Here is a 7,520-nt window from a genome sequence, read left to right on the forward strand (position 1 = left end):
GCATGAACTCAGGACGCCGCTCACGCTCATTTTAGCGCCGGCGGAATCGGTGATCAAAAAGGGCGAAGCGTGGGGTGTGAAGCATGAGGCGCAAAAAAATGTCGAGGTCATTCGCCATAACGCCCTTCGGCTCTTGAAGCTCGTGAATCAGCTCTTGGACCTCTCCAAAATTGACGCTGGGAAAATGGAGTTACATCTCAGTTCTGTTCAAGTTGCGCCCTTCTTAAAAGAAATCCAAGACTCCGTCCAACCCCTCGCGGATGAGAAAGGCCTCAAGCTTGAATTTAACGCCCCAGAAGATTTAGAGGCGGAGTTTGATCGGGATCATATAGAGAAGGTGATGCTGAATCTCACTTAAAATGCGATTAAATTCACTCCCAGAGGTGGGGAGATTGTGGTGACGGCAGGGGTGAAGTAGGAAGGAAAAGGGAAAAGTTAAGTTAACAAGTTAACTACGTCCCCTATTTCTATTTTAACAAGTTTCGAATTCTTAATTACAAAAAGAAAAATGTCCGATCTATTGTTGTAGCAGTATAATGGGATACGAGTGGCGAGATTACGAATGTATCAGGTAAAGAAGCAGTAAAAGCGCTTCAACTCAGAAATCGCGTTCGTCGAGTTTCGAGAGTTCTAAATTTGATTCTATAAAGAGGTCGTTATGTTACCTGCCAGGAAATTGGTTCAAGAGGCCTTGCATTTAAAGCCAGCGGAGAGATTTATTGTGATTGAAGCCTTAATCAAAAGTCTGGACATTCCGGACCCTGTGATTGAACAGGCCTGGGCAAAGGAAGCTGAGAAAAGGCTGAAGGCTTACAAGGACGGAAAACTGGAGACAGTATCTTTTGAGGATATGTTTGGAACAAATATGACATGAAGATTATCATTGCCAAACTTGCCCAGCAAGAGTTTGATGAAGCAAAGGAATATTATGAGATTGAACAAGCAGGTCTTGGGAGACGTTTTGAGCAGGAGATAAGGCAGTCGCTATTGCGAATCAAGCAATTTCCATTAGGATGGCCAATGGAAGAAAGGGAGGTGCGACGTTATCTGGTCCATAAATTTCCTTATAAGATTCTTTATTCTGTTCAGGAAAAGGAGATGGTTGTTTTAGCTTTTGCGCATTTTCATAGGAGGCCTGGCTATTGGATAGAGAGGGTGAGGAGATAAATATGGATTGTGTAATCTGTAAGGGTAAAGATATTGTGAAGAGGGTGGTTGATGAAGAATTTAGAATCAAGAGTGATTTGGTTATAGGTCATAGGATGAGCCTCAAAGAAGTAGGTCATATTTTGAAAGCAGCATAAGTGTAGATTTTATCGGGAATGTCAGGAAGCCAGAGCACGGTTTCGCGGCCGGGGGAGAAATCGATGGTGTGGCTAAGGAGTATTTTTTCGCCATTTTTGCTACCCTTCAGGGCAGTTCGCCTCCCTTTTTTGTCGTTTTCCAGAAGAACATTGGGAAAATCCATACCACAATCCCTATCCCCCCTTCTCGTGAAGCGATTTGAAGAAGAGACGAGAGACACTGTCATCAAAGGAACAAGGGCGCTGGCTGTCATTGGGTGCATTTTAATTCCTCTCTTTGGGCTGTTGGATATTGTAACGGCTCCACGGTTCTTTACCCTTTTCATGGCTTTTAGGCTGGTGACAGTGTCTCTTCTCGTCATCATTGTCGCTGCGACTTTTTATCTCAAACGTTTCTCCGCTTTCTTAGGCATGGCCATGGTTTTTTCTATTGCTCTCATGATTGCCGCCATGATCCGTTTCCTGGGTTATGAAACGAGCTACTATGCTGGATTGAGTCTCGTCATCTTGGGAATGGGCCTTATGATTGGATGGGAACCTAGATATTCGATCATCTGTGGCACAATAATTCACTTTCTCTACTTGATTCCGATTTTAATCTTTGATGACATTGGGAATTGGCCAGCCTTTGTCAATAATAATCTCTTTTTGGGGTCGACAGCATTCGTGGCAGTTGTTGCGACCTTCCTAGCCTATCAATCACGCTGGCGAGAATTTTTGGCCAAAGCTAACTTAGAAGATTCCAATCGTAAACTCCAAGAGCTCGACCAACTCAAAAACCAATTCTTCGCGAATATCTCACATGAGCTGAGGACGCCATTGACGTTGATTTTGGCGCCGGCGGAATCGGTGATAAAAAAGGGTGAAGCGTGGGGCGTGAAGCGTGAAGCGCAAAAAAATGTGGAGGTTATTCGCAACAACGCGCTTCGGCTCTTGAAGCTCGTGAATCAGCTTTTAGACCTATCTAAAATTGACGCGGGGAAAATGGAACTTCATCTTTCTTCAGTACAAGTGGCGCCATTCTTGAAAGAGATTCAAGACTCCGTCCAACCCCTCGCGGATGAGAGAGGTCTGAAGCTCGAGTTTAACGCCTCAGAAGACTTGGAAGCGGAGTTTGATCGCGATCAGATGGAGAAGGTGATTCTCAATTTGGTCTATAACGCGGTGAAGTTTACGCCGAGGGGTGGAGAGATTGCTGTTGAGGCGAGGGTGGAGTGAGGGAAGATAAGGTAATTGGCTAACAACGTCCCTTCGTCCACAGTAGGAAGGATTACAGAAGATCGTATGAAAAACCATTTTGATGTAATCATTGTCGGTGGGGGACCTGGCGGTTCGTCTACCGCAACATTTTTAGCTAAAAAGGGCCTGAAGGTCGCATTAGTCGAGAAGGCCTCTTATCCCAGAGACAAGGTATGCGGAGATGGTGTTCCGTTTCCAGCCATTGATATTGTTGAAAGACTTGGTGTTTTCGATGAGATTCCTAGGCTTGGGTATAGGATAGAGGCAATCACAGTATCATCTCCCAATGGAAATCAGTTTAAGGTTCGTGCCGCAAAGTGGGTTGATGGCTCAATCGGTTACATTGTTCCACGAAATTCCTTTGACGAACTCCTTTTTCGTAATGCTTTTCAATGTGGTGCTACTGGCTTTGAAAATTTTTGTGTCGACGCAATCATAAAGGATGCTAGTCACAGTCAGAAATGGCAAGTGAGATCATCTGATGGTCGCTTGTTATCGTCAAATTTTCTTATTGGTGCCGATGGTGCGCATTCCGCGGTGGCCCGTACTCTTGGACTTTTTGAAAAAGACTACAAACATGAGATGGTTGCAATCAGAGGTTATTTTGACGATGTTAGTAGTTTAGAACGTAATATCGAACTCCATTTTTCTTCTAAGACTACGCCAGGTTATTTTTGGATATTCCCAACAGGTGAACGTTCAGCGAATATTGGGTTAATCACGACGCGACGGGAGCTTCAAAAACTTGGGGGCAATTTGAAAAGTATTTTTTACGAGGTTTCCCAAAGTCATTATCCTATTAAGAACAGGCTTCATGGAAGTCGAGCTATCTCGGAGATCAGGGGATGGCCGTTGCCACTTGGATCGAAGTTTGGACGTTGTTTTGATGATTCCGTATTGCTGGTTGGTGATGCGGCACGTTTAATTGATCCAACTACGGGTGAAGGAATATATTATGCCTTAAAGAGTGGAGAGATTGCTGCAAATGTTGCCTTTGATGCATTATCAGAAGGTAAAACTGCCAAAGAAGATTTGGCTATTTACCGTCAGCGACTCATTAAAGAATTCGGAAGTGATTTCCGGTTGGGCTATTTCCTTCAGAGGATGTTGGTTTATCCTGCAGCGGCGAACTTTCTTGTTAGACGAGCGATCAGTAGCTCTATGGTAGCGCAGTACCTTGGTAGTGTCATAGGTCACAGTAAACCAAAGCGCGCCCTTTTTTCGCCGTCTTTTTTGGTTCGATTATTTTTGCCAGACAATATTCTGCCTAAAGATCACGCAACTTTCGATAACCGTCAATATCCTCGCGTCCCTTGCGCCCTTGAATCTTATGCAGATGGTCACGTCTTTAGAGCCATTAACATTGGTTTAGCTGGCGTGAGATTCTTTGCTGATTTTCTTCCAAAGAAGTCTCATATAACTTTTACACTGAAAAACACTCAAGGAGTAACCCCCTCAACATACGATGGGCAAATAGTCTGGTCAAAGGGGGTCTCTCGATCTGCCGGCCAGTATCAACTCGGAGTCAAATTTCAGAATGTTAAATACGAACAACAAAATAAACTTCTTCATTTTATATGTGATTTGGATCGTACTAAATGAGCTTAAAAAAATTGTTTTAGGCAACAAGGTGCACTTTAGAGACAACTGTAAAAGTGGAGGGAGCATAGTGAAAAAGGGGGAAAATTAATTAGTTAACAGCGTTCCCTCTTCCGTCTTCAGGGGAGTAAGATATGGTTTCTACTAATTCTCTTGTTTCCGATACGTTTCTTAAAAAAGAAGAATTTGTTCCTATTAATCATGATGTTATCATGCCCCGTACGGGGAATAGTCAGGAACATATTCTGTCTTTTTCTCAGGAGCAAAGGCAATCTTTTAGGGTGTCTTGCCAATTTAAAATAAGTATCGATCGAGATAGCTCTGAAGAACTTTTTGCGTGGGTTGAGGATCTTAGCCAGAGTGGTTTGAGAATCAAGGCCTCCACTTTACCACTTCAATCGGGTACGGAGAATATCAGAATTACCTTCAATAATTTTTCGTTGGGAATGGACGTTCCTTGTTGTGTTCAATGGCACAAGGATGTTGAGAGTGGGAATACCCTTCTAGGTCTTAGATATACTCAACTAAATGACCAGCGTCGATTGTTTGTAAAGTATCTTTTCTTTAATTTGCAAAATAGAGGTACCATTTCTTCAGATGTTCTCTTTCCAATGAAGTTATTGTCGGATCAAAGAAAGTTAGGAGATATTGTTCAAGATGTTGATAGTACTAAACTACCTTATTTTCTTCATGGTTTGATCAAGAGTGTTGAGACTATCTGTGAGAGGCCTTCATATGTGTGGAAGTGGTGTTATCAAGCTATGGTAAGGACGACGTTACCATGTATATCACAAGAGTGGAAGGGTCTTTCTAGTAACACCAAGTTATTAGGCTTTCTCCTTTCTATATTGACGGATGACTTGGCAGATGGAATTGGGAATAAGAAGTTACTACACAGGATTCTGGGTTCTCTGTTTTTGAATCAGCCACTCAAGATGGGTAGTTTACGAGGTAAAGAAAAAGCTACGGCTCAGATTTTGAACAAAATATGGGTATTGTTGAATGATAATTTTCAACAAATGCCGAGATTTTTTGAATTTTCGCCTCTTTTATTATTCGATTTTCAGCAACTGGCATCATCATTATCATATGCGGAAATAGTAAATGAATATAGATATCCAATTAACTACCAAGAAGCGTTTCTTTATCAAGGTTATAATATCAATGTAGTCATTGATGTTATGATTGATCTTATGTGTTCCTTGGATTTTGATGTGTCCGAGGTTGGGAAATTAAGAAACATTGCATGGAAAGCTCAGGCCATGTGCCGAATCGCTAATTGGATAACAACGTGGGAGAGAGAAGTTTATAAGGGGGACTGGACGAGTGGTGTTGTTGCTAAGGCACTAGATGACAAGGTGCTGACCTATCAAGAATTATTGAAAAGTAACGCAGATATTGTAATAGGTAAAATCAGGACTTCAGCAACGGAAGCGTCTCTTATGTATGAGTGGTTTTGTCATTGGACGTCAATTAAAGATATCTCTCGAAGTATTTGTTCGGTGAATATGAGTAGTTATTTAAGTGGTCTAGAGACATTTCTTCAAATGTATTGGGCAAGCAAGGTAATGGAATAATGACAAAAGTATTTCAATATTTGTTCGATCATATTAGAAACAAGTCCTTATATTTTGCTGTGGTTATACTTTTTACACGTTTTGTGCCCAGTTTAGCGGGATCTTTAATCGCGATAAATTTTATTATCATTGCGTCCAGTTTAAATCATCGACAAGCCGATGTTTTCCAGTTCGTTGCGTGGTGTTCAGTTGCGATATTGTTAGTTTATACCTTTGTATTTCACCTTTTTATAAGTCGCGATATAAGGAAGTGGTTGAAGAAAAATGAACCTTTGGCAGATAGTGATTTATTAGAGAAAGGAAGAGTAGAAAAATCTATTCGTAACTTTTCTTTAAGAGGAGTTATTTTCGAAACGGTTAGTGTTTTTCTGACTGCACCATTGGGAATCTTATTGTATACAAGGTGGCATTATCATTTTCCAATGTTCTTCACCATTTATTTATTACTTGGTGGATTAATGTTTACGTCTATTACTGTTTTAGTTAACTATTTTTTTCATGAAAAAGCCATGAGTCCTATCCGAGAAGTCTTTTATCGTCAAGCATCCAAGCCAGTTCCTTTGATGTTAGATTTTAGGAAACTGGTATACACAATTGTATTAACACGATTTTTCCCGAGTTTCCTGCTAGGAGTTTTGACTATTTACTATATTGGTGCGAATGCTGGGTTAACTAACGTTGAGTTTCAACATTTTGGTATGGTAGCTACAATCTGTATCTTTATTGCCATTACCTATACTGCGATATGGCATATAGTAAGGTTATTCCCAATAAAGAAGATAATACAGAAAGTAGATTGTAATCAGAGGCCTGTTGGTGAAGAAGTTAAACGAGCAAGATGGAAGGCCGCACGCTATAGTCTTGAATGTTTTCTTATCGAAGCAATTTTTCCACCATTAACTATTATTGGACCGTCTGTTCTATATCTTAAAATCGTCTTTGATATTCCAAATCTTGCTGCTGGGCACATTTTTATAGGGGGCATTCTAGGTATTACGACGGCTGTTCTCTTTAACTATTTTATTATTGAAGATAAACTAGAGAACGTATCTTCTTGTTTATATCGCCTCTTTCCTGAATTAAAAGGGGATCCCAAGGTTCTTTTAAGCATTCGTATGAAATTATTAATCCCTTTTTTGATTATTGTAGTCTTAACTGCTACGCTAATAGGAATAACTGCTTTTGTAAAAATGGTTTCAGTGTCAGGAACATCTTATCAATTGGCTATTAATCTCCGTACTCACATTATTGGAATAACGACAGCAGTATTGATGATATCTATTGCTCTAACACTTTTGTTGTCACGTTCTATTGGGAAGCCTATCAAATCAATGATGAAAGTGATTAGCAATATTGAAAAGGGCGATATGTCTAAGAGGACATTAGCGATACAAAATGATGAAACAGGGTTTTTAGGACATGCTTTTAACGATATGTTAGATGCTTTGTATGAGCTTACCCAGAACCTGGAGCATAAAGTTGAAGACCGTACCAAGGAACTTGAGAAGAGTAAGCAGGAGATTGAAGAATCATACAAAAAACTCCAAGAGCTCGACCGTGCCAAGACAGAATTTTTCGCCAATGTTTCGCATGAGCTTCGGACGCCGCTTACGTTGATATTGGCGCCATTAGAGACGATGATGAACGACGACGAAAGTTCAAAAGTTCAAGAGTTCAAAGGTTCAAAGGATGAAAAAAGCCAAGGATCAAAGGATGACGAAAGTTCAAAGGTTCAAGAGTTTAAAGGTTCAAAAGATGTCCATCTCGATATGATGTATCACAATGCGCTTCGGCTTCTCAA

General features: G+C 40.8%; 7 protein-coding genes. All 7 read left to right on the forward strand.

Annotation, left to right across the window (positions count from 1 at the left end; all coding sequences use genetic code 11):
- The coding region (locus tag HYS07_10620; protein ID MBI1871626.1) for a HAMP domain-containing histidine kinase at window positions 1-358 on the forward strand (358 nt) is incomplete at its 5' end.
- 300 nt (window positions 359-658) lie between these two features.
- Window positions 659-874 (forward strand): addiction module protein, encoded by a 216-nt coding sequence (locus HYS07_10625; protein MBI1871627.1) that lies wholly within the window; start codon window positions 659-661, stop codon window positions 872-874.
- A complete protein-coding gene (locus tag HYS07_10630; GenBank protein ID MBI1871628.1) occupies window positions 871-1,167 on the forward strand; it encodes a type II toxin-antitoxin system RelE/ParE family toxin in 297 nt (98 codons plus the stop codon). Before HYS07_10625 ends, HYS07_10630 begins: the two co-directional genes overlap by 4 nt.
- A gap of 287 nt (window positions 1,168-1,454) precedes the next feature.
- Window positions 1,455-2,522, forward strand: a complete 1,068-nt coding sequence (locus HYS07_10635; GenBank protein ID MBI1871629.1) for a hypothetical protein — start codon at window positions 1,455-1,457, stop codon at window positions 2,520-2,522.
- A 66-nt stretch (window positions 2,523-2,588) separates the two neighbouring features.
- Complete coding sequence (locus HYS07_10640) at window positions 2,589-4,145, forward strand: geranylgeranyl reductase family protein (GenBank protein MBI1871630.1); 1,557 nt, start codon at window positions 2,589-2,591, stop codon at window positions 4,143-4,145.
- Between the two features lie 131 nt (window positions 4,146-4,276).
- The gene (locus tag HYS07_10645) at window positions 4,277-5,719 is read left to right on the forward strand and encodes a PilZ domain-containing protein (protein ID MBI1871631.1); all 1,443 of its coding nucleotides are present in this window, start codon (window positions 4,277-4,279) and stop codon (window positions 5,717-5,719) included.
- A gap of 254 nt (window positions 5,720-5,973) precedes the next feature.
- On the forward strand, window positions 5,974-7,520 hold a 1,547-nt coding region (locus HYS07_10650), incomplete at its 3' end, for a HAMP domain-containing protein (protein ID MBI1871632.1).

The sequence above is a fragment of the Chlamydiota bacterium genome (assembly GCA_016178055.1).
Classification (GTDB): Bacteria; Auribacterota; JACPWU01; order JACPWU01; family JACPWU01; genus JACOUC01.

What these genes read in the sequence shown, in the direction of transcription:
- HYS07_10625 (MBI1871627.1), top strand. Translation starts at nt 659, where the DNA reads ATGTTACCTGCCAGGAAATTGGTTCAAGAGGCCTTGCATTTAAAGCCA.
- HYS07_10630 (MBI1871628.1), top strand. Translation starts at nt 871, where the DNA reads ATGAAGATTATCATTGCCAAACTTGCCCAGCAAGAGTTTGATGAAGCA.
- HYS07_10640 (MBI1871630.1), top strand. Translation starts at nt 2,589, where the DNA reads ATGAAAAACCATTTTGATGTAATCATTGTCGGTGGGGGACCTGGCGGT.
- HYS07_10645 (MBI1871631.1), top strand. Translation starts at nt 4,277, where the DNA reads ATGGTTTCTACTAATTCTCTTGTTTCCGATACGTTTCTTAAAAAAGAA.